The 22,410-nt window shown below is 56.0% G+C and carries 23 protein-coding genes and 1 tRNA gene; 19 read left to right on the top strand and 5 right to left on the bottom strand.

Annotated features, from left to right (window positions below; genetic code table 11):
• Positions 1-31: 31 nt before the first annotated feature.
• Positions 32-298, bottom strand: a complete 267-nt coding sequence (yhbY, locus tag MKFW12EY_RS04820) for a ribosome assembly RNA-binding protein YhbY (RefSeq protein ID WP_054763109.1) — start codon at positions 296-298, stop codon at positions 32-34.
• 50 nt (positions 299-348) lie between these two features.
• Between yhbY and rlmE the strand changes: the two genes are divergently transcribed.
• The 18 genes from rlmE (at position 349) to hepT (ending at position 14,679) form a co-directional block, all read left to right on the top strand.
• Positions 349-966, top strand: coding sequence for a 23S rRNA (uridine(2552)-2'-O)-methyltransferase RlmE (gene rlmE / locus MKFW12EY_RS04825; RefSeq protein WP_054763108.1), 618 nt, complete (start codon positions 349-351; stop codon positions 964-966).
• Positions 967-1,086: 120 nt separating this feature from the next.
• Complete coding sequence (gene ftsH, locus MKFW12EY_RS04830; protein WP_197484960.1) at positions 1,087-3,003, top strand: ATP-dependent zinc metalloprotease FtsH; 1,917 nt, start codon at positions 1,087-1,089, stop codon at positions 3,001-3,003.
• Between the two features lie 68 nt (positions 3,004-3,071).
• On the top strand, positions 3,072-4,412 hold the full coding sequence (glmM, locus tag MKFW12EY_RS04835; protein WP_221054095.1) for a phosphoglucosamine mutase: 1,341 nt from the start codon (positions 3,072-3,074) through the stop codon (positions 4,410-4,412).
• Between the two features lie 54 nt (positions 4,413-4,466).
• Complete coding sequence (gene tpiA, locus MKFW12EY_RS04840) at positions 4,467-5,213, top strand: triose-phosphate isomerase (RefSeq protein WP_054763111.1); 747 nt, start codon at positions 4,467-4,469, stop codon at positions 5,211-5,213.
• Between the two features lie 21 nt (positions 5,214-5,234).
• Entirely contained in the window at positions 5,235-5,642 is a 408-nt protein-coding gene (gene secG / locus MKFW12EY_RS04845; RefSeq protein WP_054763107.1) for a preprotein translocase subunit SecG, read from the top strand.
• A gap of 8 nt (positions 5,643-5,650) precedes the next feature.
• Positions 5,651-5,735: transfer RNA gene (locus tag MKFW12EY_RS04850), tRNA-Leu, on the top strand.
• 185 nt (positions 5,736-5,920) lie between these two features.
• Positions 5,921-7,174 (top strand): tyrosine-type recombinase/integrase, encoded by a 1,254-nt coding sequence (locus tag MKFW12EY_RS04855; protein WP_221054096.1) that lies wholly within the window; start codon positions 5,921-5,923, stop codon positions 7,172-7,174.
• 213 nt (positions 7,175-7,387) lie between these two features.
• Positions 7,388-7,618, top strand: coding sequence for a helix-turn-helix transcriptional regulator (locus tag MKFW12EY_RS04860; RefSeq protein WP_082409992.1), 231 nt, complete (start codon positions 7,388-7,390; stop codon positions 7,616-7,618).
• Positions 7,619-7,627: 9 nt separating this feature from the next.
• Entirely contained in the window at positions 7,628-7,783 is a 156-nt protein-coding gene (locus MKFW12EY_RS04865; RefSeq protein ID WP_157199617.1) for a hypothetical protein, read from the top strand.
• Positions 7,776-9,656 (top strand): DUF927 domain-containing protein, encoded by a 1,881-nt coding sequence (locus tag MKFW12EY_RS04870; protein WP_221054097.1) that lies wholly within the window; start codon positions 7,776-7,778, stop codon positions 9,654-9,656. The genes MKFW12EY_RS04865 and MKFW12EY_RS04870 overlap by 8 nt, the downstream gene beginning before the upstream one ends.
• Before the next feature lie 317 nt (positions 9,657-9,973).
• Positions 9,974-10,192 carry a hypothetical protein gene (locus tag MKFW12EY_RS04875; protein WP_157199620.1) on the top strand — a complete coding sequence of 73 codons (219 nt, stop codon included), beginning with the start codon at positions 9,974-9,976 and terminating at the stop codon, positions 10,190-10,192.
• A gap of 414 nt (positions 10,193-10,606) precedes the next feature.
• A complete protein-coding gene (locus tag MKFW12EY_RS23250; RefSeq protein ID WP_054763574.1) occupies positions 10,607-10,786 on the top strand; it encodes an HGGxSTG domain-containing protein in 180 nt (59 codons plus the stop codon).
• Between the two features lie 35 nt (positions 10,787-10,821).
• A complete protein-coding gene (locus tag MKFW12EY_RS04885; protein ID WP_064042719.1) occupies positions 10,822-11,025 on the top strand; it encodes a hypothetical protein in 204 nt (67 codons plus the stop codon).
• Positions 11,026-11,615: 590 nt separating this feature from the next.
• A complete protein-coding gene (locus MKFW12EY_RS04890; protein ID WP_221054098.1) occupies positions 11,616-12,752 on the top strand; it encodes a tyrosine-type recombinase/integrase in 1,137 nt (378 codons plus the stop codon).
• A 179-nt stretch (positions 12,753-12,931) separates the two neighbouring features.
• On the top strand, positions 12,932-13,147 hold the full coding sequence (locus tag MKFW12EY_RS04895; RefSeq protein WP_082409913.1) for a helix-turn-helix transcriptional regulator: 216 nt from the start codon (positions 12,932-12,934) through the stop codon (positions 13,145-13,147).
• Between the two features lie 9 nt (positions 13,148-13,156).
• Complete coding sequence (locus MKFW12EY_RS04900; RefSeq protein ID WP_221054099.1) at positions 13,157-13,810, top strand: type ISP restriction/modification enzyme; 654 nt, start codon at positions 13,157-13,159, stop codon at positions 13,808-13,810.
• A 61-nt stretch (positions 13,811-13,871) separates the two neighbouring features.
• Positions 13,872-14,267, top strand: a complete 396-nt coding sequence (mntA, locus tag MKFW12EY_RS04905; protein ID WP_054763086.1) for a type VII toxin-antitoxin system MntA family adenylyltransferase antitoxin — start codon at positions 13,872-13,874, stop codon at positions 14,265-14,267.
• On the top strand, positions 14,257-14,679 hold the full coding sequence (hepT, locus tag MKFW12EY_RS04910; protein ID WP_054763087.1) for a type VII toxin-antitoxin system HepT family RNase toxin: 423 nt from the start codon (positions 14,257-14,259) through the stop codon (positions 14,677-14,679). Before mntA ends, hepT begins: the two co-directional genes overlap by 11 nt.
• 174 nt (positions 14,680-14,853) lie before the next feature.
• On the opposite strand, the gene MKFW12EY_RS04915 is transcribed toward hepT, so the two are convergent.
• Positions 14,854-15,819, bottom strand: coding sequence for an AraC-like ligand-binding domain-containing protein (locus tag MKFW12EY_RS04915; protein ID WP_245006435.1), 966 nt, complete (start codon positions 15,817-15,819; stop codon positions 14,854-14,856).
• 143 nt (positions 15,820-15,962) lie between these two features.
• On the opposite strand from MKFW12EY_RS04915, the gene MKFW12EY_RS04920 reads away from it, so the two are divergent.
• Positions 15,963-16,415, top strand: a complete 453-nt coding sequence (locus MKFW12EY_RS04920; protein ID WP_054763097.1) for a hypothetical protein — start codon at positions 15,963-15,965, stop codon at positions 16,413-16,415.
• Here the strand turns inward: MKFW12EY_RS04920 and MKFW12EY_RS04925 are convergent.
• The 3 genes from MKFW12EY_RS04925 to gcvP form a co-directional block, all read right to left on the bottom strand.
• The gene (locus MKFW12EY_RS04925) at positions 16,412-17,659 is read right to left on the bottom strand and encodes an amidohydrolase family protein (RefSeq protein ID WP_054763088.1); all 1,248 of its coding nucleotides are present in this window, start codon (positions 17,657-17,659) and stop codon (positions 16,412-16,414) included. The genes MKFW12EY_RS04920 and MKFW12EY_RS04925 overlap by 4 nt on opposite strands.
• 443 nt (positions 17,660-18,102) lie before the next feature.
• Complete coding sequence (locus MKFW12EY_RS04930) at positions 18,103-19,506, bottom strand: 3'-5' exonuclease family protein (protein WP_054763090.1); 1,404 nt, start codon at positions 19,504-19,506, stop codon at positions 18,103-18,105.
• Entirely contained in the window at positions 19,490-22,408 is a 2,919-nt protein-coding gene (gene gcvP, locus MKFW12EY_RS04935; RefSeq protein ID WP_245006436.1) for an aminomethyl-transferring glycine dehydrogenase, read from the bottom strand. The genes MKFW12EY_RS04930 and gcvP overlap by 17 nt, the downstream gene beginning before the upstream one ends.
• Positions 22,409-22,410: the final 2 nt, after the last annotated feature.

The following is a 22,410-nucleotide window of genomic DNA, read 5'->3' on the forward strand; positions in this document are numbered from 1 at the left end:
GCGAGCGGGGAGGCGCTGCCTCCCCAATAGGCTATTTTTTCGGATTTTGCCGGTAAACCACAGCAATTTGGCCGATAGACTGAATCAGTTCGGCTTTGGTTTCGGCGCAAATTTGCTCGGAAATAACGGCGCGTTCATCCCGCTCGGCGCGGATTTTAATTTTGATCAGTTCGTGCGCATCCAGCGCGACGTTGATTTCTTTCAGTACCGCTTCGGTCAAGCCCGCCTGGCCGATGATCACCACCGGATTCAGGGCATGCGCCTGGGCTTTGAGTTTTTTCTTTTGGATGGGATTCACGCAGTTTCCTTGACTTTATAAAACCGAGCGATTTTACACGAATAGAAAATATGGCACGCAGCAAAAGTAGCCAGCAGTGGATGCAGGAACATTTCCAGGACGAATATGTCAAGAAGGCCCAGGCTTTGGGTTATCGCTCGCGGGCGGTTTTCAAGCTGATCGAAATTCAGGAAAAAGACAAAATCATCAAGCCTGGTATTAATATAGTCGACCTCGGTGCGGCGCCCGGAGGTTGGTCGGAGTACGCCAGCAAAATCGTCGGCAAAAAAAGCAAGGTGATTGCGCTGGACTTATTGCCGATAGAACCGATCGAGGGGGTCGAATTCATTCAAGGCGACTTTCGGGAAGACGAAGTCCTGGAAGAATTGTACAAAGTGCTTGATGGCGAGCCGGTGCACTTGTTATTGTCGGATATGGCCCCCAATATGAGCGGTAGCAGGGAAATGGATCAACCCCGCTCCATCTATCTCGGCGAATTGGCATTAGATGCCGCGCAGCGGATTTTGGTAAAGGGTGGGACGTTTTTGATAAAAATGTTCCAGGGCGCCGGTTTCGACGAGTACTATAATCAAGTGCGGCAGCAATTCAACAGCGTTGCTATCAGAAAGCCCAAGGCTTCGCGGGCACGCAGCAACGAAGTCTACATTTTGGCGAAAGGTTTTAAATAAGCCGGCGAACAGCCTCGATTCCAGGCGGTCCTTGCCGGTAGGGTGCGAGTACTCCTGATACAATTACTCGGTTTTTAAATATGGTGGCCATTCCCGGCCGGAGCGCGTAACTTGAGCGATATGATTAAAAATTTGGTTTTGTGGGTGGTCATCGCGGTGGTATTGATGGCCGTATTCAACAACTTCGGGTCGCGGGCGGTACGCAGCGATGCCAATTTGTCGTATTCGCAACTGATTGACGCGGTCAAGGCCGGCCAAGTGCAGCAGGTCGCGATTTCCGACAACACGGTCAAAGGCCGTATGCACACCGGCGATAAGTTTAAGACTTATATGCCGAACGATCCGCATTTGATCGACGACCTGTTGGCGAACGGTGTCGAAATCACCGTGCAGCCGCCGGAAGAGCCGTCGATGCTGATGCAGATATTCGTGTCGTTCGGGCCGATTCTGCTGCTGATTGCGGTTTGGGTGTTCTTCATGCGGCAGATGCAGGGTGGTGGCGTCGGCGGCCGCGGCGGCGCGATGGGTTTTGGTAAGAGTAAAGCCCGGATGCTGGATCAGGATCAAAACAAAGTCACGTTTGCCGACGTGGCCGGTTGCGACGAAGCCAAGGAAGAAGTACAGGAAATGGTCGACTTTCTGAAAGATCCGGCCAAATACCAGCGCCTTGGCGGTAAAGTCCCGCGCGGCGCGCTGATGGTCGGACCGCCGGGTACCGGTAAAACCTTGCTGGCCCGGGCCATTGCCGGCGAAGCGAAAGTGCCGTTCTTTACCATTTCCGGTTCGGACTTCGTCGAAATGTTCGTCGGCGTCGGTGCTTCCAGGGTGCGCGACATGTTCGAGCAGGCCAAAAAGCATGCGCCGTGCATCATCTTCATCGACGAGATCGACGCAGTAGGCCGGTCCCGCGGTGCCGGATTGGGCGGCGGCAACGACGAACGGGAACAAACCTTGAACCAGTTGCTGGTTGAAATGGACGGTTTCGAAGGCCACGAAGGCATCATTGTCATCGCCGCGACCAACCGTTCCGACGTGCTGGACAAAGCCTTGTTGCGTCCCGGCCGCTTCGACCGCCAAGTAGTGGTCGGTTTGCCCGATGTTCGCGGCCGCGAGCAAATTCTGAACGTGCATTTGAAGAAAGTCCCGATGGCCGATGACGTCAAAGTCAAGTACATCGCCCAAGGCACGCCGGGTTTTTCCGGTGCCGATCTGGCTAACCTGGTCAACGAAGCGGCATTGTTCGCCGCCCGTTTCAACAAGCGTTTGGTCAGCATGGTCGATTTGGAAAAAGCCAAGGACAAACTGATCATGGGCGCCGAACGGCGCTCGATGGTGATGGACGAGAAAGAAAAGAAAATGACCGCCTACCACGAAGCCGGCCACGCTATCGTCGGCCGCTTGGTGCCGGACCACGATCCGGTGTACAAGGTCAGCATCATGCCGCGCGGCCGGGCTTTGGGTGTGACGATGTTTTTGCCGGAACGCGACCAGTACAGCGCCAGCAAACGCAAGCTGGACAGCATGATTTCCAGCCTGTATGGCGGCCGCATCGCCGAAGAGCTGATCTTTGGCTGGGAAGAAGTGTCGACCGGCGCTTCCAACGACATCGAGCGTGCTACCGAGCTGGCGCGTAATATGGTGACCAAATGGGGCTTGTCGCAACGCCTGGGGCCTTTGGCTTACAGCGAAGAAGAGGGCGAAATCTTTTTGGGCCGTTCGGTGACTCAGCACAAATCGGTTGCCGAGGAAACTTCGCATACCATTGACGAAGAAATCCGTTCGATCATCGACCGCAACTACGAGCGTGCCGAAACGATTCTGAAGGAAAACATGGACATTCTGCACGCGATGGCAGAAGCGTTGATGAAGTACGAAACCATCGACAAGTACCAAATCGACGACTTAATGTCCAGAAAACCGGTGCGCGAGCCCAAGGGCTGGGACGATACGCCGTCGCCCAGCGACGAGCGGAAAAGCGACCATTGGGATCAAAAAAGCGATGGCGAATCGATAGGCGGCGCCGCAGAGCAAGGCTGATATCGCCGCATGGAACAAGAGAGGCTTCGGCCTCTCTTTTTTTTGGGTTTGAACAAGGTAGATCGAGAATGGCAAAAAAATATTTCGGTACCGACGGTATTCGCGGCAAGGTTGGCGAATATCCGATAACCGCCGACTTCATGTTGAAACTGGGCTGGGCCACCGGCAGAGTGTTCGCTCGGGAAGGTAGCGGCTTCGTCTTGGTGGGTAAAGACACCCGTATTTCCGGCTATATGTTCGAATCGGCGCTCGAAGCCGGATTGTCGGCCGCCGGCGTCGATACCCGGATGCTGGGGCCGATGCCGACGCCGGGCATAGCCTACTTGACTAGAACCTTGCGGGCCAGGGCCGGCATTGTCATCAGCGCGTCGCACAACCCGTATTACGATAACGGTATTAAATTTTTCTCGGTCGACGGCGCCAAGTTGCCGGACGAAGTCGAGCACCAAATCGAACAATATCTGGATGCGCCGATCACGACCGTGGAGTCGGCAAAACTGGGCAAGGTTAAACGCATCAGCGATGCCGCCGGACGTTATATCGAATTTTGCAAAGCCACGGTGCCGCCGCATCTGGACTTCAAAGGCATGCGCATCGTCATCGATTGCGCCAACGGAGCCACCTACCATATCGCGCCGCACGTGTTCAGCGAGGTTGGCGCCGAGGTGGTGACGATAGGCGCCGAACCGGACGGCCTGAATATTAACGACGAGTGCGGTGCCACCAAACCGGATTATTTGGCGGGCAAGGTACTGGAATACCGTGCCGACTTGGGCATTGCGCTGGACGGCGACGGCGACCGCGTCATCATGATCGACCACAAAGGCGAAATCGTCGACGGCGATGAACTGATCTATATCATTGCTAAATCGCGGCTCGATGAAGGCAAATTGCTGGGGCCGGTGGTAGGGACCTTGATGTCTAATCTGGGTATGGAACACGCTTTGAACGCGCTGAACCTGCAACTGTTGCGAGCCAAGGTCGGCGACCGTTACGTGATGGAAATGCTGACGGAGAACAAAGGCATGTTGGGCGGCGAAGGTTCCGGCCATATCATTTGTCTGGATAAGACAACGACCGGCGACGGCATCGTTGCCGCGCTGCAAGTGCTGGCAGAAATGCAGCGCACCGGCAAAAGCTTGCGCGATCTGAAATCCGGCATGAAGAAATACCCGCAAGTGCTGGTCAACGTCAGAACCGAAAAGAAAGTCAAAATCGAGGAAATCGACAGCATCAAGAAAGCCGTCGAAGCCGTCGAAAAAAAACTCGGCGACAAAGGCCGCGTGTTGCTGCGTTCGTCCGGTACCGAGCCGTTAATCCGGGTGATGGTGGAAGGCGTCGACGAAGATGACGTCACTCGCTACGCCAACCAGTTGGCGGCCGACGTGAAGAAGGCCATTGCGGCTTGAATAAGCCGGCTTATCCCGATATGATATGCGGTCTTATTTAGCTTGGAGGGTGCAATGCGTCGATCTTTGATTATGGGGAATTGGAAAATGAACGGCTCTCGGGAAGAGGGGCAAAAGCTTGCGCAAGCCTTGGCCGACGGCCTGGGTAATGTAGAACAAGAAGTTGCAGTCTGCGTTCCATTTGTCTACCTGTCAGATATCCGCACTGTATTGGCATCCTCGCCAATCGCCTTGGGTGCGCAAAATGTCGCCGACCAAGCGTCCGGTGCCTACACCGGCGAAGTGTCCGCCGCGATGCTGGCCGATATCGGTTGCAAATATGCCCTGGTCGGCCACTCCGAGCGCCGCAGCTACTACGGCGACACCAACGAATCCGTCGCCAAACGTTTCGCTCAAGCCTTGAGCAAAGGCGTGGTGCCGGTACTGTGCGTGGGTGAAACCCTGGAAGAGCGCGAACAAGACAAAACCTTCCAAGTCGTCGACGAGCAATTGGACGCCGTCATCGCCGAAGCCGGCATCGAAGCGTTCGAAAAAGCGGTCATCGCTTACGAACCGGTTTGGGCAATTGGTACCGGTAAAGTCGCGACCGACGAGCAAGCGCAAGAAGTGCACCAGTACATTCGCAAACGCATCGCGGACAGAAATCCTGCCATTGCCGAGAAAGTACAAATTTTATACGGCGGTAGCGTCAAACCGGATAATGCCAAAGGTTTGTTCGCAATGCCGGACATTGATGGCGGTTTGGTGGGCGGTGCATCTCTCGATGCCAAAGGCTTCCTGCAAATCTGCCATTCGGTTTAGTTCCATCCGATTAAGGTCTTTATGTTGTACCAAATTATAATAATTATTCATATCTTCCTGGGTATAGGCATCATCGGTTTGGTGCTGATGCAACAAGGAAAGGGCGCAGACGCGGGAGCCACCTTCGGCGGCGGCGCATCCGGTTCGGTATTCGGCGCCCAGGGCTCCGCATCGTTCCTGTCCAGAACCACGGCAATTTTCGCAACGTTGTTTTTCATGACCAGCTTGGGTTTGGCGATGATGAGCGGTTACCAAGGTAAAAAGACCGACATCGTTCTGGAATCGGCTCCGGCGGCAGAACCCGCTAAATCCGAATTGCCGTTACCGCAGAGCTCAGCCGAGATTCCTGCGGCTGTGCCGGGCGTAGTCGACGCCAAAATCCCCGAAGCTCCGGCTATCAAAGAAGTCGAAAAGCCGGCCGCGCAATAAGTGTTAATGCCGACGTGGTGAAATTGGTAGACACGCCATCTTGAGGGGGTGGTGACGCAAGTCGTGCCGGTTCAAGTCCGGCCGTCGGTACCAAATTAGGGTTTTAAGAAACCCGATACAATCCAAAAACCCGCAAGTTACAAGGCTTCGCGGGTTTTTTTATGTCCGATGGAATCCGCCTAAATTTGCCAGAATCCGGCCCAATGTGTGACACTGAGAGTGACACTGAGCTAATGACGCTTTCCAGTGTCACATTTTTTAAAAGCTGGTGTCACATTATGGCAATCGAAATCAACAAAGACGCGGTTTACAGGGCAGCCAAGCCAAAAGAAAAGGATTACACAATCAAGGACGGCGGCGGTTTGGAAATGGTCATAAAAGCCGATGGCGTAAAACGATGGGTTTTTAGATATAGGGCAGACGGCAAGCAGAACAAACTAGGCTTTGGTGTGTACCCCGAAACCACGTTAGAGAACGCTAGGCGGAAGGCGGAGGAAGCGCGGCAACAAATCGCCGAAGGTATCGACCCCGGCAAAATCAGGCGGCAAGAAAAGGCAGCCAAGCAACTAGCCAAACAAAATCAAGGCCGGCAAAAGGAAGGCTTACCGATTCTGGATAGTTTCGCCGATATTACCCGGCAATGGTTGGCGTCAATCGCGCACCTGACAACCGTAACCACCCACACCAAGAAAACCAGCAGGATCGAACGTCTAGCCTTTCCCTTGCTAGGTGATAAACCCATCAAGGAAATTAAATCCGCCGATGTGCTGGCAGTCTTAAAGCCGATGATCGACAAACAGCAGCTTGAAACGGCGCACCGGCTACACGCGGAAATCAGTTCAATATTTGCCTATGCCATTGTTCACAACTTCACCGACTACGATCCGGCGCAACCTGTAGCAAAACAGATACCCGCACAAAAGGTAAGGCACCGGGCAGCGATTATCGACCCCAAGCAGGTTGGGCAATTGTTGCGGGATATTTACGCCTATCAAGGCACCTATGTTGTGCAGATGGCGTTAAGGCTAAGCCCATTGCTGTTTCAGCGCCCAGGCGAAATCCGCCAAATGCTTTGGGATGATGTGGATTTGGTGGCGAAGGAATGGCGGCCTTACATCAGCAAAACCGACTTTCATCATATTGTGCCGTTGAGTCGGCAGGCTTTAGAAATCCTGGAAGCGATCCAACCACTAACCGGCGGCGGGCAATATGTGTTCCCTTCCAGCCGCGGCGATGGGCGGCCAATGTCGGATAACACCATCAGGACGGCGTTGATAACTCTTGGTTATGACTCAACCATCCAAACGGCGCACGGATTCCGCACTATTGCATCAACCTTGCTGAATGAGCAGGGATGGAGTCCAGATGCAATCGAGCGCCAGCTTGCCCACGCGCCGCGCGATCAAGTACGGGCGGCCTATAACCGGGCGCAATACCTGGACGAACGGCGGCGAATGATGCAAAGCTGGGCGGATTACCTGGATGGACTTAAAAGAGGTGCGGACGTAATCCCATTTAAGCGGACTGGATAAAACTAACTTGGACAATCTTTTGTGGATGTTATATTATAGCAGTCACTGATCCGCTGATACCCTCGACAGGGATAAAGCGAATCTCGCTAACCCTCTCAGACGCTACACAGCCGACGCGAGGCAAGCGCAACTTGAACTTATGTTTAATTTGCTTTGCCGTGTCCGCTGTTATCGCATCACTGGCAGAGCGACCACCGCATTAGAGGTATCGCAATGCTCGAATTACCACAAACTGGCTATTTACGCCTTCCGCAAATAATCGGTAACCCCAAAGCCGAACCACCAACCCCACCGCTTATTCCCGTTTCAAAATCTACGTGGTGGGATGGCGTCAAAACCGGACGTTTCCCTAAACCCGTCAAACTGTCTGCCAGAACAACGGCATGGCGTGTCGAGGACATCCGCGCCTTAATCGAGCAACTTGCAACCGAACGCGCAGCGTAAGGGGGCAGGATGACAAACAAAAAAATAGCCACCGGGGCGGGCGAGCCTCAAGCAGCTACAAAATCATTCAACGGCAGCAAGTTTAACCTGATCGATTATCGAATCAAAGCCGTTATTCATCACCTAGCCCCCTGGTTTTTCCTGGTAGGGGGCTTGCATGGCTAAGGCTGTACGCAATTCGAAAAAACGCGGTGTTACTGGTGTTACCGGTGTTACCACTTACAGCGGCGCGGCTTCCAGCGGTAACACCACAAAAAACCAAGGTGTTACCGGTGTTACCAAACCGGAAAACGAAACCAACTTAGAGCCAGTCGGAGCCGATAAACATCCTTTCCCACCAGCAACAGAACGAGATTGTTATCGCGTTTATGATGATTGGTGCGGGCCGAAGTCAAAATGGCCGCCGGGTGTTTACTGGCATTACATGAGCAAAGCCACGAGGGAGGAACCACCCGCGCCGGTTGATGTTCGATTGTGCGGGCCTTTACGCGTAACGGCTACAGCCAGAAACAAGCAAGGCCGCGAGTTTGGACAGGTTCTAGAGTTTGTCGATAAATTGAAACACCCTAAACGCTGGAATATGCCTAGCAAGTTATTGGCTGGCCGTGGTGATGAATTGCAACGTGAGTTGTTTGATTCGGGGTTGGAGATTAACTACAGGCAGCGCGCCAGAATTGCCGAATACATTAGCGAGCAAAGACCCAAGGCAACGGTTTGGACGGCTTCGGCGTGTGGCTGGTTTTATGGTGTTTTTGTCTTGCCCAACCAAGTGATTGGCGACAATGCCGAGTCTGTAATGTATCAGAGTGATAGTGCCAAGGCGTTAGATGCCTACACGCAGGCCGGGAGCCTTGACGATTGGCAAAACCATGTTGCGCGATATTGCCCCGGCAATCCGTTGTTAGTGTTGGCGGTATCTCAGGCTTTTAGCGGCGCATTATTGGAAAAATGCAGTGTTGACGGTATCGGCGTGCATATTTTTGGCGAATCCAGCAAAGGCAAAACCAGCGGCATGCTATTGGCGGGCAGTGTATGGGGCGAACCGAAACGGTTTAATCGATCCTGGACAGCCACCGCGAACGGTTTGGAATCAGCGGCTACAGGCGTTAATGATGGACTGTTATGCCTGGATGAAATGAGCAAGGCCGATGCCAACGAGGTAAGCAAGTCGCTGTATATGCTGGCGAATGGTATCGGTAAACAACGAGCGACCGCGAACGGTTCCGCGCGTGCAACAAATAACTGGCGCGTATCTGTCCTATCCAATGGCGAAGAATCTATCGAGGCGCATTTACTCAAAGCGGGCATTATTGCCAAGGCTGGCGAGCTGGTGCGATTCCTACAACTGCCCATATTCGGCGATTATGGCGCGTTCAATGATTTGCAGGGTAGTGAGTCAGGGCGGGCCTTTTCCGCCTTGCTGGCGCAAAATTCAGCGCGTTATTACGGCACGGCGGGCATTGCCTATCTGGAGAAACTCACCCGCGATAAACGCGACTTTGCCGAGACTCTTAGCCAGTTTGTCGCGGTGATTGAAAAGCAAAACGGCGCATTATCCCCGCAGGAAGGCCGGGCGGCGCGTGCGTTTGCCTTAATCGGTATGGCGGGCGAATTGGCGACGGAATACGGCATTACAGGCTGGACTGAACGCACGGCGATGGATGCCGCGCTACAGTGCTTTAAACAATGGCGAAACCATCGTGGCAAGGGTGAGCTTGAGCCTAAGCAGTTAGTGGATACTGTCCGGCATTATGTTGAACTCTATGGCGATGCCCGCTTTACCAGCACCACCGACGACACCCGCTTATACGGTGAGCGTTCTGGATATTGGCGCGAGGTTGAAGGCGTGCGGCAATGGCTATTCAGTACCGCAGGATTTAAAAAGGCCATAGGCAACGCTGACAGCAAACAGGCGGCGAGATTGTTAGCTACTCAAGGCGTGTTAATACCTGGAAGATCGAAAACCGTTACACAGGTTAAGCATAGCGGCGGTACAAGCTGGTTTTACGTGATTCAGTTCAATAGCGATGCTGAGTAGCGTTCTGGATTATTACCTAAAGACGGTAACACCGGTAACACCTGCAAAAATCGAGGTGTTACCGCTACAGGCCGCGCCATTTCTGGCGGTAACACCAGTAACACCGGTAACACTCGAAAAAAGACACACGCAACCGCAAAACCAGCTACTCCAGAAAACTACAGTTTCCAAACCAATTACCTGCAAGGCCTGTAATCACTTCCAGAGCTACCACCAACACGGCGGCGGCGCGGGTGTTTGCAGTGTTGGCGTGCAACCCTTTGGCGCGTGTTGGTGGGCGGATACCTTGCACGAGTGCGACCAATGGAGCGCAAAACATGATTGAAGCCGAATTGAAGGCGTTAAGCGACTTGGCCGAAGAGGTTTTGATGGCATGGCTTGCCGTTGAAAGTCCGAGCGATAGGCGACGGCAGCAAGCCTTAGCATTGCTGGCCGATGCCGGGATGTTGTTATTCAATGCTCACCGGAATTTGACGCTTGATGACTACGGGGAGATTGCGGGGAGTCAGTTAGATTTTCAGAATAACAATCAATAACTTGGCTTGTCTTAAAATAGCCTTGGGTTTTCACAAAGCGGCTACGGTAATAACCAATTTAGCCAATCGGCAGATCCACGCGCACGCGGCAGAATCGAAACAAGCGGCAAATTTTCCGCTTGATCTGATAGCAGACCCACGCGCACGCGGCAGAATGGATACTTCCGGCAAATTTGCCGAATGTTGAAGTCATGGTAAGGCAAGGTTGTAGATAGGTATCCAAAACATGGTAACCAGGCTGGTAGCCATCAAAATCGCCGTTTTTCGGCCAGCGTACTAATGACGACACCGGAACTAAGAAAGCAGCTTAAAGCCTATTGCCGGCGCCATGACGCCATCTTTGCCGAATGGCGCGAGCGCGGCTATCAGTATCCGCCGCCAGTTCGCGAACCTTTCCCCGCGGAGTTTCGCGATATGACTTGCGGCGCCAAAACCCGAGCCGGCACACCTTGCCAGCAAAAGGCGATTTTCGCCAATGGCCGCTGCAAATGGCATGGCGGATGCAGTACCGGCCCCAAGACCGAAGCCGGCAAACAGCGGGCGGCTTTGAATGGAAACCGACCGAAGCAAAAGCGAAGTCATACCGGTGAATAAAACACCAGTTTCAACGGCACGGAGGAATAACGATTATGGCCGCATCCAGTTTTAAAACATCCGCCGAATACCAACGCGAACGGCGAGAACTCAACAGGCGGCACGGCGTGCGGCGATTGGATATTGAAATCGGACCAAAGCTAATGGCAAGGCTTCAGCGGGAACTTGCCGACTATGGCGCGGCCACCCATCCGGGCGCGGCCCTGGTGGATTGGCTGGATGACGTGTTACCGGAATAAAGTACGCAAAAGTACGAAAACGGTACGAACGGAAATACTCAAAAACGCCACCCCGAACGCAACACCCACGCTTAAAGAATTCACGGCCTTGAAAGGCAAATACAACAGCAAACCGCAACATAAAATGAAGCAACGGGGCGTGAACAGGCCTAGTGAACGAAAATTGGCGATTATGGCGCGGCCACCCATCCGGGCGCGGCGTTGGTTGATTGGTTAAATGATGTTCTGCTCGAGTAGTGTCTATTTTAGAGTGTTTAGATATACCGGAATAAACTGCGATAGAATAAAAAAGAAGTAGGGGTTTAGCGCGACAAGAGCGGGTAAAAGCTAAAAATGTGACACCCAGAGTGACACTGGTGAAGCATCAAAATTGAATGTTGTTGCAAATCAAATTATTGCAAATGAATTCAAGACCGGCTGTCGTACCAAATTAGGGTTTTAAGAAACCCGATACAATCCAAAAACCCGCAAGTTACAAGGCTTCGCGGGTTTTTTATGTCCGATAGAATCCGGCTAGATTTGCCAGAATCCGGGCGAATTTGCCATACTGAGAGCCATATCGGGGCGAGTAAGGGTTTCGGTATGGCAAAATGGCGCTGAATTTCAATAAAGACGCGGTTTACAGGGCGGCCAAGCCCAAAGACAAGGACTATTCGATCAGTGACGGCGGCGGCTTGGCACTGAAGGTGAAGCCAGACGGCACGAAACGCTGGACATTTTTCTATCGTCTACGCGATGGCACGAAAAATTACCTTGGCTTTGGTGAATACCCGGCCACCACTCTGGAAAACGCCAGGCGGAAGGCGGAGGAAGCGCGGCAGCAAATCGCCGAAGGTATCGACCCCGGCGAAATCAGGCGGCAAGAAAAAGCAGCCAAGCAACTTGCCAAACAAAACCAAGACCGGCAAAAGGAAGGCTTACCGATCCTGGACAGTTTCGCCGATATTACCCGGCAATGGTTGGCGTCAATCGCCCACCTGACAACCGCAACCACCCACGCCAAGAAAACCAGCAGGATCGAACGCCTAGCCTTTCCCTTGCTAGGTGATAAACCCATCAAGGAAATTAAATCCGCCGATGTGCTGGCAGTCTTAAAGCCGATGATCGACAAACAGCAGCTTGAAACGGCGCACCGGCTACACGCGGAAATCAGTTCAATATTTGCCTATGCCATTGTTCACAACTTCACCGACTACGATCCGGCGCAACCTGTAGCAAAACAGATACCCGCACAAAAGGTAAGGCACCGGGCCGCGATTATCGACCCCAAGCAGGTTGGGCAATTGTTGCGGGATATTTACGCCTATCAAGGCACCTATGTTGTGCAGATGGCGTTAAGGCTAAGCCCATTGCTGTTTCAGCGCCCCGGCGAAATCCGCCAAATGCTTTGGGATGATGTGGATTTGGTGGCGGAGGAATGGCGGCCTTACATCAGCAAAACCGACTTTCATCATATTGTGCCGTTGAGCCGGCATGCCTTAGAAATCCTGGAGGCCATCCAACCATTAACCGGAGACGGGCAATATGTTTTCCCTTCCAGTCGCGGCGACGGGCGGCCAATGTCGAATAACACCATTAGGACGGCGCTAATAACGCTGGGCTATGACTCAACTATCCAAACGGCGCACGGATTCCGCACTATTGCATCAACCTTGCTGAATGAACAGGGATGGAGTCCAGACGCAATCGAGCGCCGGCTCGCCCACGCCCCGCGCGATCAAGTCTGAGCCGCCTACAACCGGCGCAATACTTAGACGAACGCCGGCGCTCAGGTGATACCGTTTAGGAAAAACGGCTAAACCGTTTATTGTAAAATTTAAATGGCATAGCACGCATTTAGACAGAAAACCGTCACCTTGATCGATATAGGATTGTCCCGTCTTTAATTGGACGGAGATAATCCACTATGCACCAACTACCCCAAACCGGCTATTTACGCCTGCCGCAAATTATTGGCAATCCAAAAGCCGAGCCACCCATTCCGCCGATCATTCCCGTTTCCAAGTCAACTTGGTGGGATGGAGTCAAAAGCGGGCGCTACCCTAAACTCGTCAAGCTGAGTCTTCGAACAACGGCTTGGCGCGTCGAAGACATCCGCGCCTTGATCGAGCGAATGGCGTAAGGAGGCAGGATGGCAGCCAACAAAAAAGCCGCGCCAGTCGGGAAACTGGTCACGGCTTCAAGATCATTTACCGGCAACCAGTTTAACCTGATCGATTACGGCCTGCTGCATTCGCCGGATTACCGCAAACGCTATGCTGACAATCTGGCCAAGGAATTGCCGCGTATCCCTTGCGTCAAAACCGCTGCCGATTTTTGGGCGTTTGCCAAGGCCGGGCGCGACTTGGCGGAACTACATTTGCATTACGAAACCGTCGAAAAGTATCCGTTGCAAATTGTCGGCAATCCGCAATTAACCGATGCCGATTACCGGGTCGAGAAGATGAAATACGGCACCCTCACCCCAACCCTCTCCCGGGGGGAGAGGGGGACTGCACGGAGTAAAGACCTGACCACGCTGCATTACAACGCCAAAATTACTCTGACCGGCATTCCGCTGGAAGCTTACGACTACGTGGTCAACGGCAAACCGGCGCTGGATTGGGTGGTCGAGCGGCAATGCGTCAAAACCGACAAAGACAGCGGCATCGTCAACGACGCCAACGACTGGGCTATCGAAACCATGCACAACCCGCGCTATCCGTTGGAACTGTTCCAGCGCGTGATTACGGTCAGTTTGGCAACGATGAAAATTGTTAAGGCCTTGCCTGCTTTGAATATTTAACCGGACGAATCCGCCCAAATCACCAAGGCCGTCACCGGCAAAGTCGACGTTAGAGAATGGCATGAATAAACTGGCTCTCATAAACTGCTTACAAACTCAGCTCGATGGCTTGCTGGCGTTGTATGCCTTTGGCAGCCGTATCCAGGGCAACGCAACGCCGGACAGCGACCTGGATTTAGCGGTTTTGGTTGCCGGTTATGCCGACCCGGTTTTATTGTTCGATCTGGCCGGGCAACTGGCCGATATCGCCGGCTGCCCGGTGGACTTGGTCGATTTACGCGCGGCTTCGACAGTCATGCAATACCAAATCATCATGACAGGCGAACGCTGGTGGCAAAAGGACGCCCAAGCGGCATTGTTCGAGGCGGCGGTGTTGAGCGAAAAAACGGCGCTGGATACGGCACGCGCGGCGCTGATCGAAGACATCCAACACAGGGGCAGTGTCTATGGCCGATGATGTTTTGCTGAATAAAGCGGCAACGATTGAGCGTTGCGTGCGGCGCGCGCGGGAAGAATATGCCGCCGATCCGGCCGGCTTTATTCAAAACGACACTCGGCAGGATGCCGCCATTCTGAACATTCAACGCGCTTGCGAAGCGGCGCTGGATATGGGGCAGCATTTGATTCGGCGCGAAAAATTAGGTATTCCGCAAAGCGCTCGCGATGTGTTTAACCTACTGGCACAAGGCGGCTGGGGCGAGCTGGAATTGGCCGCAGGCCTGAAACGTATGGTGGGCTTTCGTAATATTGCCGTGCATGAATATCAGGCATTACAACTGCCCATCACGGTGGCTATTATCGAAAAACAATTGGACGAATTTTTGCAGTACAGCAATGTTCTGTTGCGGCCGGACGCCAGCAGCGGCTAAAACACCGAGGGAGAGCCTGAAGCATACGGCAATAGGCTTAGAAAACGATTCGGTCAGCCATGCCGGTTATTGCTCGATTTGAAACGCCACAAAGCCGCCAAGAAGTTTCGGGCGTTATGGGTTCGTCGCCCAATCGCCCAATGCCGCCCCCCAAAAAACACGTATCGCCAACAACTAACCCCGCATGTGCCGATAGTCGCTGGGCGAACAGCCGTAGCGGCGTTTGAAGGCGCGGCTGAAATGGGACATGTCGTTAAATCCCCAGCGCAGGGCGATTTCGGTCAAACTGCGGTCGGCGTGCCGTGCGGCCCGCAGTTCCTCGGCGCAACGTTGCAGACGGCGCTGCCAGACGTAACGCATCAACGAAGTGTTTTCGGCGTTGAAAAGCGCGTTGATGTAACGCGGCGACAGGCGGGCGGCGCCGGCAATTGCTGCGCTGTCCAGCTCCGGGTCGGCCAGGCGGGCTTCGATCAGGCGTTTGATGCGGCTCAAGGCCTGGGCGCGGTGATCGGCCAATTCGAACCGGCCCGGCCGTAGCGCGCTTAGCGTCAAAGCCAATAAATCCAGAGCTTGGCCGGCCAGCGGCGAAAACCGGGCGGCGTCGATGCAATCCGCCTGGCGCGCGGCGCTACGCAAAAAATCCGACGTTACCGCGCCGAGGCCGCCGCTGCCGGGGATCCGCACTGCGGAACAATGCTCGACGCCGGCCAGGCGTTGTTGCAGCAGTTGCCGCGGAACCGATACCAGCAGTTTGGCAAACGGTTCCGGGCATTCGATCCGGTGCGGCCGGGTGGCGTCGTATAGCGCTATATCTCCGGCCTGCAATTCCGCTGCGCGGCCGTCCTGCTGCAACCGGTAGCGGCCGTGTAACAGCACCACGGCGAAATAGGCATCCTGGCTGGCGGTTTCGGGCTCGCACGGCGGGCAATACAGGCCGATGCTGCTGGAGCGAATCGCCGACAGCCGTAAGTCCTGCCACGGGTAAATCGTCATCTCGTTGAACAGCTCCGCTTGCGCGGGCGGCGTGATCTCGACCCTGGCATATTCGCGGCCAATCACGTGGTGCAACCAGTCCCGCCGCTGCGTCGGCGGCAGGTCGGCGGTCGACAAGCGCAAGGCCGGATTGGCGGATGGGCTCACGGCAAATCTCCATAAACTCGATCCGGCCATGATAGCGGCGTTAGCACCGTTGCAGTCAAGCGATTGTGCCGCTCCGGTCAAGCCGGCCGCAGCGCCGCCGGCTAGGATAGCCGCATCGATTGGCCGAGATGGCGGAGGAGAAGATGGCGACGAGCAATACTGCAACCCAGATACTGTTATTGAAAGGCGCGGCGTTATGGCTGTTGGCGGCGTTGCTGCTGGCTTGGTGCCTGGTCGGCTTGAACCTGGAACTGGCGCCGCTGCACGCGCTGTTTCCCGGTAAGCCGTCGCGCTTGTTGCAGGCACATTTGGACTATTTGCTGATGAGCGCGTTGCTGTTCGGCTTCGCGGCGGCCGGCATCGGCTTGCCTCGGCTCGTAGCTTGGGCGATGGTGGTCGGCGCCTGCACCAATTCCAGCCTGTTTCTGCTGATGGCACTGTTTCCGCACCTGGACGGCCCGCAGCCGCAAGCGGACGCCTGGTTGCAGTTGTTCAAACTGTATACCTTCGCCAGCATCGTTACGACCAGTTACGGCTTCGGACGCGCCGCCTGGTTGTTGTTGACCTGGACCCGGCAGCGGCCGGGCAGGGCTTAAGCGGCAGTCGCTTTGCCGGCGGCGAAAAACGGCCGGGTGGCGAAGATGCGGTCGGCGAAGCGTTTGCCTTGCCAAGACAGGCTGCGTTTCAACACGAAATCGAACCGAAACGGATGATAGTCCTGCAGGCTTTGCAGCGGCTCCACCGCCGTTTCCGGCAACAGGCCGGCTTCGGCAAAGGCCGGTACCGAAATCAGCGGCAAAATCCCGGTCAACGGGTAATCCGAACCGTACAACAACCGGTCGTGCCAGCCGGTTTCCACCAACAGGGTTTTAACGACCTCCGGGTCGCGGTTGCGCAATACGATTGCGGATATGTCGCCGAACAAACGGCCCTGCCATTGTTTGTCCGCCATCAGCTTGGCGAATAAATCGAAACTTCTGACCTCGCGGCCGTCCTCGTCGATGTCATGGCCCAAGGTCGCGCAATGGGCGATCACCACCCGTACCCCGGCTTCCAACGCCCGCCGCAGCCGCAGCGGATTGCCGAACAAGGGTTGGTCGGCGCCGTGCAAGGCATTCTCTTCGCCGCCGTGGGTGATGATCGGTATGTTCAATGCCGCCGCTGCTCGATAAAAACGGTCGCATTGCGGCGAGGCCGGATCGATGCCCATCACCGGCGGCAGCCATTTCACGGCCCTGGCACCGTTGGCGGCTGCGTGTTGCAAGGCCTCGACGCAATCGGCGCGGTAGGGGTGGATGCTGGCGACCCACTCGAAGCGGTCCGGGTAAGCTTTGGCCAGGCGCTGGGCATATTCGTTCGGTACGAAAAACGCGGTGTTGGCGTGGTCCGGGTCGCCGTTGGCGCCGTGAGTCCGGTCGAAGGCGTACAGCATGGCCTTGGCGCCTTTCGGCATCGTATCCATCAAGGCCCGCAGCCGCTCGACGAAGGCTTGGTCTTGATTGTTATCCGGAATGCAGGCGGCATTGGCGTAGGCCCAATGCTGCAAGGTTTGAATCGGATGGCGCAGCGGTTGGTGCATTTCCGGCGTCTGGGTAATGCCGCTGCCACCGTCGCCGGAACCGACGATATGGGTATGGCAATCCCACCAGTCGGCCGGATCGATACCTTGCCAGGCGGCTTTTTCCAATGCCAGCGCCGGGGTTTCCTGCGGATTCAGGCAGGCGTTGTTCAGGCGGAACAGGGCTTGCGCGGCCGGGCTTAACGCGGCCAGCCCGGCAGCACCGAGTTGCAAGAAACGGCGTCGGGCCGGCGCCCCGGAGCGGAAACAATTCGTAGTCATGTTGGGATTGGCTTGTTAAAAATGAACGTAAACTGGGCCGCGGTTTCGGGTGCTACTTTGGCCCTGGTATGCCGCAGTGCCCGGCAAATGCGGCGCGTTGGTTTTTCCCGTCGCTTACGCTGGCGGCAGTGACGGATGCCAGGCGCTACCGGCTTGACAGTATAGACCGCGGCAGCGGCCGTCGAATCGAAACGGCTCAAAACAAGCCGGTAAGCGGCTTCCGAATTATTTACGGCGTTTTGATCTACCCCATTGCCAATGCAAATGGCAAGCTACAGAAGGTTTAACATTTCGGCAACGCTGCCAAGATGGTATTGAATAAATACTGGCCTGTGTCAACTCGATAACGTGAGCAGATAGGATGTGCCGACGGCAGGAGGCGCATCCAATTTTCGACCGGCCGCAGGGCGGATAAGCGAAGCGCCATCCGCCATTCAAGCATATTACGACTCGCCAACCATTTCCGCCGTTCGCGGCAGCACCACAACCTCAGCCTTTTTCAACGACTTACTCAGCAACATATAAGTATCCCGATCAAACGCCGGCCGCCCACTTTGCAACAGCTCCGCGATGTCCGCTTCGTTTTTGGCTGTGCCCAGATAACACCAGCGATCAATCACATGCAGCTCCTCGCCTTCGCGCACGCCGATTGCGCTCGGATAAGGCCAGACGGCGAGTTTGAGTTTTTGCATCGCGATCAACAGCCGCGCCGCGTGCGCCAACGGCGCTTCCAAACCGACGCAGGCGCCGCGGCATTTTTTGATCTGGTAGCCAAAACACGGCCGGCCGGCGGCGGTTTTTTCCAGGCCCAACACGCTCAGGCACAGGCCGTGCTGTTCGGCGACGCCGCGCAAGGCTTTTTGGGCGTCGCGCTGGCTGTGGTACAGGCCGTACAAATTATCCTGGGCACCGAAATCCAGCTCGCCGGCCCAGCTCAACACCGGCTTGAGCTGTTCGCCCTGTTGTTGCAATTGCCAAGCGCACAAGGCGTTTTTGCGGCGCAGGCGCTGATTGTGGACCGGCGTTTTTTCCTTGATTAGCCGCGCCTCCAGCAACAGTGCGCCCAATTCGCCAGCGGTTTCTATCCAGTCGATACGCCGCAATTGTTGGGCCAGACTCATCTCTTTATTGCTCTTATGATCGGCGCCGAAATGCGCTAATACCCGGTTGCGGATATTGACGCTTTTGCCGATGTACAGCGGCAGGTCGTTCTCGCCGTAGAACAGGTAAACGCCGGGCGCTTCCGGCAAATCGTGGATCAAGTTTGGGTCGATGTTGGACGGCAGGCTGGAGCGGCCAACCAGGCGCTGGGCGGCTTGATCGACCACGATTTCGGAAAACTGTTCGCAAGCCTGAGTCCAGAACTGATGAATCAACTGGGCGTCGGCCAGCGCCCGGTGCCGGTCCTTGGCTTTTAAGCCGTGGCGGTCGATCAGGCTGTCCAGATTATGGCGGTGGAACTGCGGATATAAAGCCCGCGACAGTTTGACGGTACACAACACTTGCGGCCGAAAGGTCATGCCGACCCGACTGAATTCGTTCTTCAAAAAGCCGTAATCGAAGCGGGCGTTGTGGGCGATAAATAGCCGGCCTTCCAGTAATTCTGACACTTCGCCGGCCACCTGGGCAAAGCTGGGCATCTCGGCGACCATCTGGTTGCTGATGCCGGTCATTTGTTCGATGAACAACGGAATCCGGATTTGCGGGTTGACCAATTGGTTCCATTCCCGCACCCCGTCGGTATCGACCAGCACGATGCCGATTTCGGTGATGCGGTCCTTGGTGGCGGTGGCGCCGGTGGTTTCCAGGTCGACGAAGGCCAGCGGTTGGTTAACGTGCTTCAGCATCCCACTCCGTGGCGGTTTGCGCCCAGTCCAGCGGGCAACTGCAAAACACGTGGCGGTCACCGTAAACGCTGTCGATGCGCCCGACCGGCGGCCAGTACTTGTCGTCGTGCTGATGGCTGTCCGGGAAGAAGGCTTTTTGCCGGGAATACGGCAAATGCCAGTCCTCCAGCAGCAGGCGGTGGGTATGCGGCGCGTTGTGCAAGACGTTGTGCTCCGGGTCGGCGGTGCCGGTCTCGATCTCGCGGATTTCCTCGCGAATCGCGATCATCGCCGCGCAGAAGCGGTCGATTTCGGTTTTGTTCTCACTTTCGGTCGGTTCGATCATCAAGGTATCCGGCACCGGAAACGATACGGTCGGGGCATGGAAGCCGTAATCGATCAGGCGCTTGGCGATGTCCTCGACCGTGACGTTGGCGGTTTTTTTAAAGGCGTGGCAATCGATGATGCATTCGTGCGCGACCCAGCCGTTGGCGTCGGTGTACATAATCGGGTAATGCGGCGCCAAGCGGCGGGCGATGTAATTGGCGTTCATGATTGCGGTCAAAGTTGCTCGGCGCAAGCCGGTGGCGCCCATCATCGCGATATAGGCCCAGGAAATGGTGAGAATACTGGCCGAGCCCCACGGCGCCGCCGACACGGTGCCGACCGTGCCGTGCTCGCCCTTGGCCGGATTGACGCCTTCCACCACCGGATGCTCAGGCAGATACGGCGCCAAATGCGCGCCCACGCCAATCGGGCCAACGCCGGGCCCGCCGCCGCCGTGCGGTATCGCGAAGGTTTTATGTAGATTCAAATGGGCGACGTCGGCACCGATTCTGCCCGGCCGGCACAAGCCTACCAAGGCGTTGAAATTGGCGCCGTCCATATACACCTGGCCGCCGTGTTGATGGACGATGTCGCAAATCTCGCGGAAGGCCGCTTCGTAAACGCCGTGGGTGGACGGATAGGTGATCATCAAGGCCGCCAACGTGTCTTGATATTGCTGAGCCTTGGCGCGCAGGTCGGCGACATCGACGTTACCATGGTCATCGCAGGCCACCACCACCACGTGCAACCCGGCCAAGGTCGCGCTGGCCGGGTTGGTGCCGTGCGCCGAGGCCGGAATCAGGCAGATGTTGCGCTGGCCCTGGCCGTTGACCTGATGGTATTTGCGGATCACCAGCAGGCCGGTGTATTCGCCTTGCGAACCGGCATTGGGTTGCAACGAAAAGGCATCGAAGCCGGTCAGGTCGCAGAGCATGTCTTCCAATTCCGCGAACAACTGCTGGTAACCCTGGGTTTGGTGCAGCGGCGCGAAAGGATGCATCGCCGCAAATTCGTAGAATGAGATGGCCTGCATTTCGGTGGCGGCGTTCAGCTTCATCGTGCAGGAACCGAGCGGAATCATCGCTCGATCCAAGGCAATGTCGCGCCGCGCCAGCCGGCGCATGTAGCGCATCATTTCGGTTTCCGAATGGTACAGACTGAATACCGGATGCGTAAGGATCGCATCGTCGCGCAACAAGTGGGCCGGAATGCATTCCGTCAGGCCGGCATCCAGCGCGGCAACGTCGGGCAATTCGCTGATCGGCGAGGCGAAGATTTGCCAGAGGGCGCGAATGTGGTCGCGGGTAGTGGCTTCGTCCAATGCAATGCCCAATGTATCCGGATCGATCACCCGCAGATTGATGCCGGCCGCCTCGGCTTGGGCGGCAAAGCGCCGGGCCCGGTTCGGTACCCGCACTCTAATGGTGTCGAAATAGCACTGGCTCAACACTGGGTAGCCGCTGCGCGCCAGGCCGGCGGCCAGAATCCGGGCATAGCGATGCACCCGGCCGGCAATCAAACGCAAACCATCGGCGCCGTGGTAGACCGCGTAAAAGCCGGCGATCACCGCCAGCAACACCTGCGACGTGCAAATATTGCTGGTAGCCTTGTCGCGGCGGATGTGCTGTTCGCGGGTTTGCAGGGCCATGCGTAATGCAACCTGGCCGTGAGTGTCCTTGGACACGCCGATCAAACGGCCGGGCATCGAACGTTTGAAGTCGTCGCGGGTGGCAAAAAACGCGGCATGCGGGCCGCCATAACCCATCGGCACGCCGAAACGCTGGGCGCTGCCGACCACGATGTCGGCACCGAATTTGGCCGGCGGCGTCAGCAGCACCAAACTCAGCAAGTCTGCGGCGACGGTAACCAGCGCCGATTTGGCATGGGCCACCGCGGTCGCTTCGGTCAGATCGTGGATTTCGCCGCCGCTGTTGGGATATTGCAAAATCAACGCGAAAAAGTCGTGTTGCTCCAGACCGCTAAAAGGATCGGCGACCACCACCTCATAACCCAGCGAGCCGGCGCGGGTTTGTACCACGGCAATGGTTTGCGGATGGCAGTTTTGATCGATCAGCACGGTGTTGGATCGGCTCTTGGCCAGACGGCGGGCCATCGTCATCGCTTCGGCAGCGGCGGTAGCTTCGTCGAGCAACGAGGCGTTGGCGATGTCCATGCCGGTCAGGTCGATGATCATTTGCTGGAAATTCAACAAGGCCTCCAGCCGGCCTTGGCCGACTTCGGCTTGGTACGGCGTGTAGGCGGTATACCAGCCGGGATTTTCCAGCACGTTGCGCTTGATCACCGCCGGCATGATGGTATCCGAGTAGCCCATGCCGATCATCGACACCATCACCTTGTTGCGCTCGCGCATGGCCCGCAGGTATTTGATCACCGCCCGCTCGCTGATCGTGCCGGTCAGTTTCAGCGGCTCGTGGTTCAGAATGTCGGCCGGCAGCACCCGTTCGACGATCTGCTCCAGGTCGTCCAGGCCCAGTTCGGCCAGCATCGCTTGAGTTTGCTCGGCGTTGGGGCCGATGTGGCGCTGGATGAAATTTCCGCGCATTTCCAGTTGGTCGAGGCGGGGACGGTGGCTCATGG

Origin of the sequence: Methylomonas koyamae (genome assembly GCF_019669905.1) — a bacterium.
Lineage (GTDB): Bacteria > Pseudomonadota > Gammaproteobacteria > Methylococcales > Methylomonadaceae > Methylomonas > Methylomonas koyamae.

Bases quoted from the DNA above. Each gene is read 5' to 3' on its own strand.
- MKFW12EY_RS04860 (WP_082409992.1), top strand. From the start codon at position 7,388: ATGCTCGAATTACCACAAACTGGCTATTTACGCCTTCCGCAAATAATC.
- MKFW12EY_RS23250 (WP_054763574.1), top strand. From the start codon at position 10,607: ATGACTTGCGGCGCCAAAACCCGAGCCGGCACACCTTGCCAGCAAAAG.
- MKFW12EY_RS04920 (WP_054763097.1), top strand. From the start codon at position 15,963: ATGGCGACGAGCAATACTGCAACCCAGATACTGTTATTGAAAGGCGCG.
- MKFW12EY_RS04925 (WP_054763088.1), bottom strand. From the start codon at position 17,659: ATGACTACGAATTGTTTCCGCTCCGGGGCGCCGGCCCGACGCCGTTTC.
- MKFW12EY_RS04865 (WP_157199617.1), top strand. From the start codon at position 7,628: ATGACAAACAAAAAAATAGCCACCGGGGCGGGCGAGCCTCAAGCAGCT.
- ftsH (WP_197484960.1), top strand. From the start codon at position 1,087: ATGATTAAAAATTTGGTTTTGTGGGTGGTCATCGCGGTGGTATTGATG.
- MKFW12EY_RS04900 (WP_221054099.1), top strand. From the start codon at position 13,157: ATGGCAGCCAACAAAAAAGCCGCGCCAGTCGGGAAACTGGTCACGGCT.
- gcvP (WP_245006436.1), bottom strand. From the start codon at position 22,408: ATGAGCCACCGTCCCCGCCTCGACCAACTGGAAATGCGCGGAAATTTC.
- MKFW12EY_RS04890 (WP_221054098.1), top strand. From the start codon at position 11,616: ATGGCGCTGAATTTCAATAAAGACGCGGTTTACAGGGCGGCCAAGCCC.
- secG (WP_054763107.1), top strand. From the start codon at position 5,235: ATGTTGTACCAAATTATAATAATTATTCATATCTTCCTGGGTATAGGC.
- MKFW12EY_RS04855 (WP_221054096.1), top strand. From the start codon at position 5,921: ATGGCAATCGAAATCAACAAAGACGCGGTTTACAGGGCAGCCAAGCCA.
- MKFW12EY_RS04885 (WP_064042719.1), top strand. From the start codon at position 10,822: ATGGCCGCATCCAGTTTTAAAACATCCGCCGAATACCAACGCGAACGG.
- mntA (WP_054763086.1), top strand. From the start codon at position 13,872: ATGAATAAACTGGCTCTCATAAACTGCTTACAAACTCAGCTCGATGGC.
- hepT (WP_054763087.1), top strand. From the start codon at position 14,257: ATGGCCGATGATGTTTTGCTGAATAAAGCGGCAACGATTGAGCGTTGC.
- rlmE (WP_054763108.1), top strand. From the start codon at position 349: ATGGCACGCAGCAAAAGTAGCCAGCAGTGGATGCAGGAACATTTCCAG.
- MKFW12EY_RS04870 (WP_221054097.1), top strand. From the start codon at position 7,776: ATGGCTAAGGCTGTACGCAATTCGAAAAAACGCGGTGTTACTGGTGTT.
- MKFW12EY_RS04875 (WP_157199620.1), top strand. From the start codon at position 9,974: ATGATTGAAGCCGAATTGAAGGCGTTAAGCGACTTGGCCGAAGAGGTT.
- glmM (WP_221054095.1), top strand. From the start codon at position 3,072: ATGGCAAAAAAATATTTCGGTACCGACGGTATTCGCGGCAAGGTTGGC.
- tpiA (WP_054763111.1), top strand. From the start codon at position 4,467: ATGCGTCGATCTTTGATTATGGGGAATTGGAAAATGAACGGCTCTCGG.
- MKFW12EY_RS04930 (WP_054763090.1), bottom strand. From the start codon at position 19,506: ATGCTGAAGCACGTTAACCAACCGCTGGCCTTCGTCGACCTGGAAACC.
- MKFW12EY_RS04895 (WP_082409913.1), top strand. From the start codon at position 12,932: ATGCACCAACTACCCCAAACCGGCTATTTACGCCTGCCGCAAATTATT.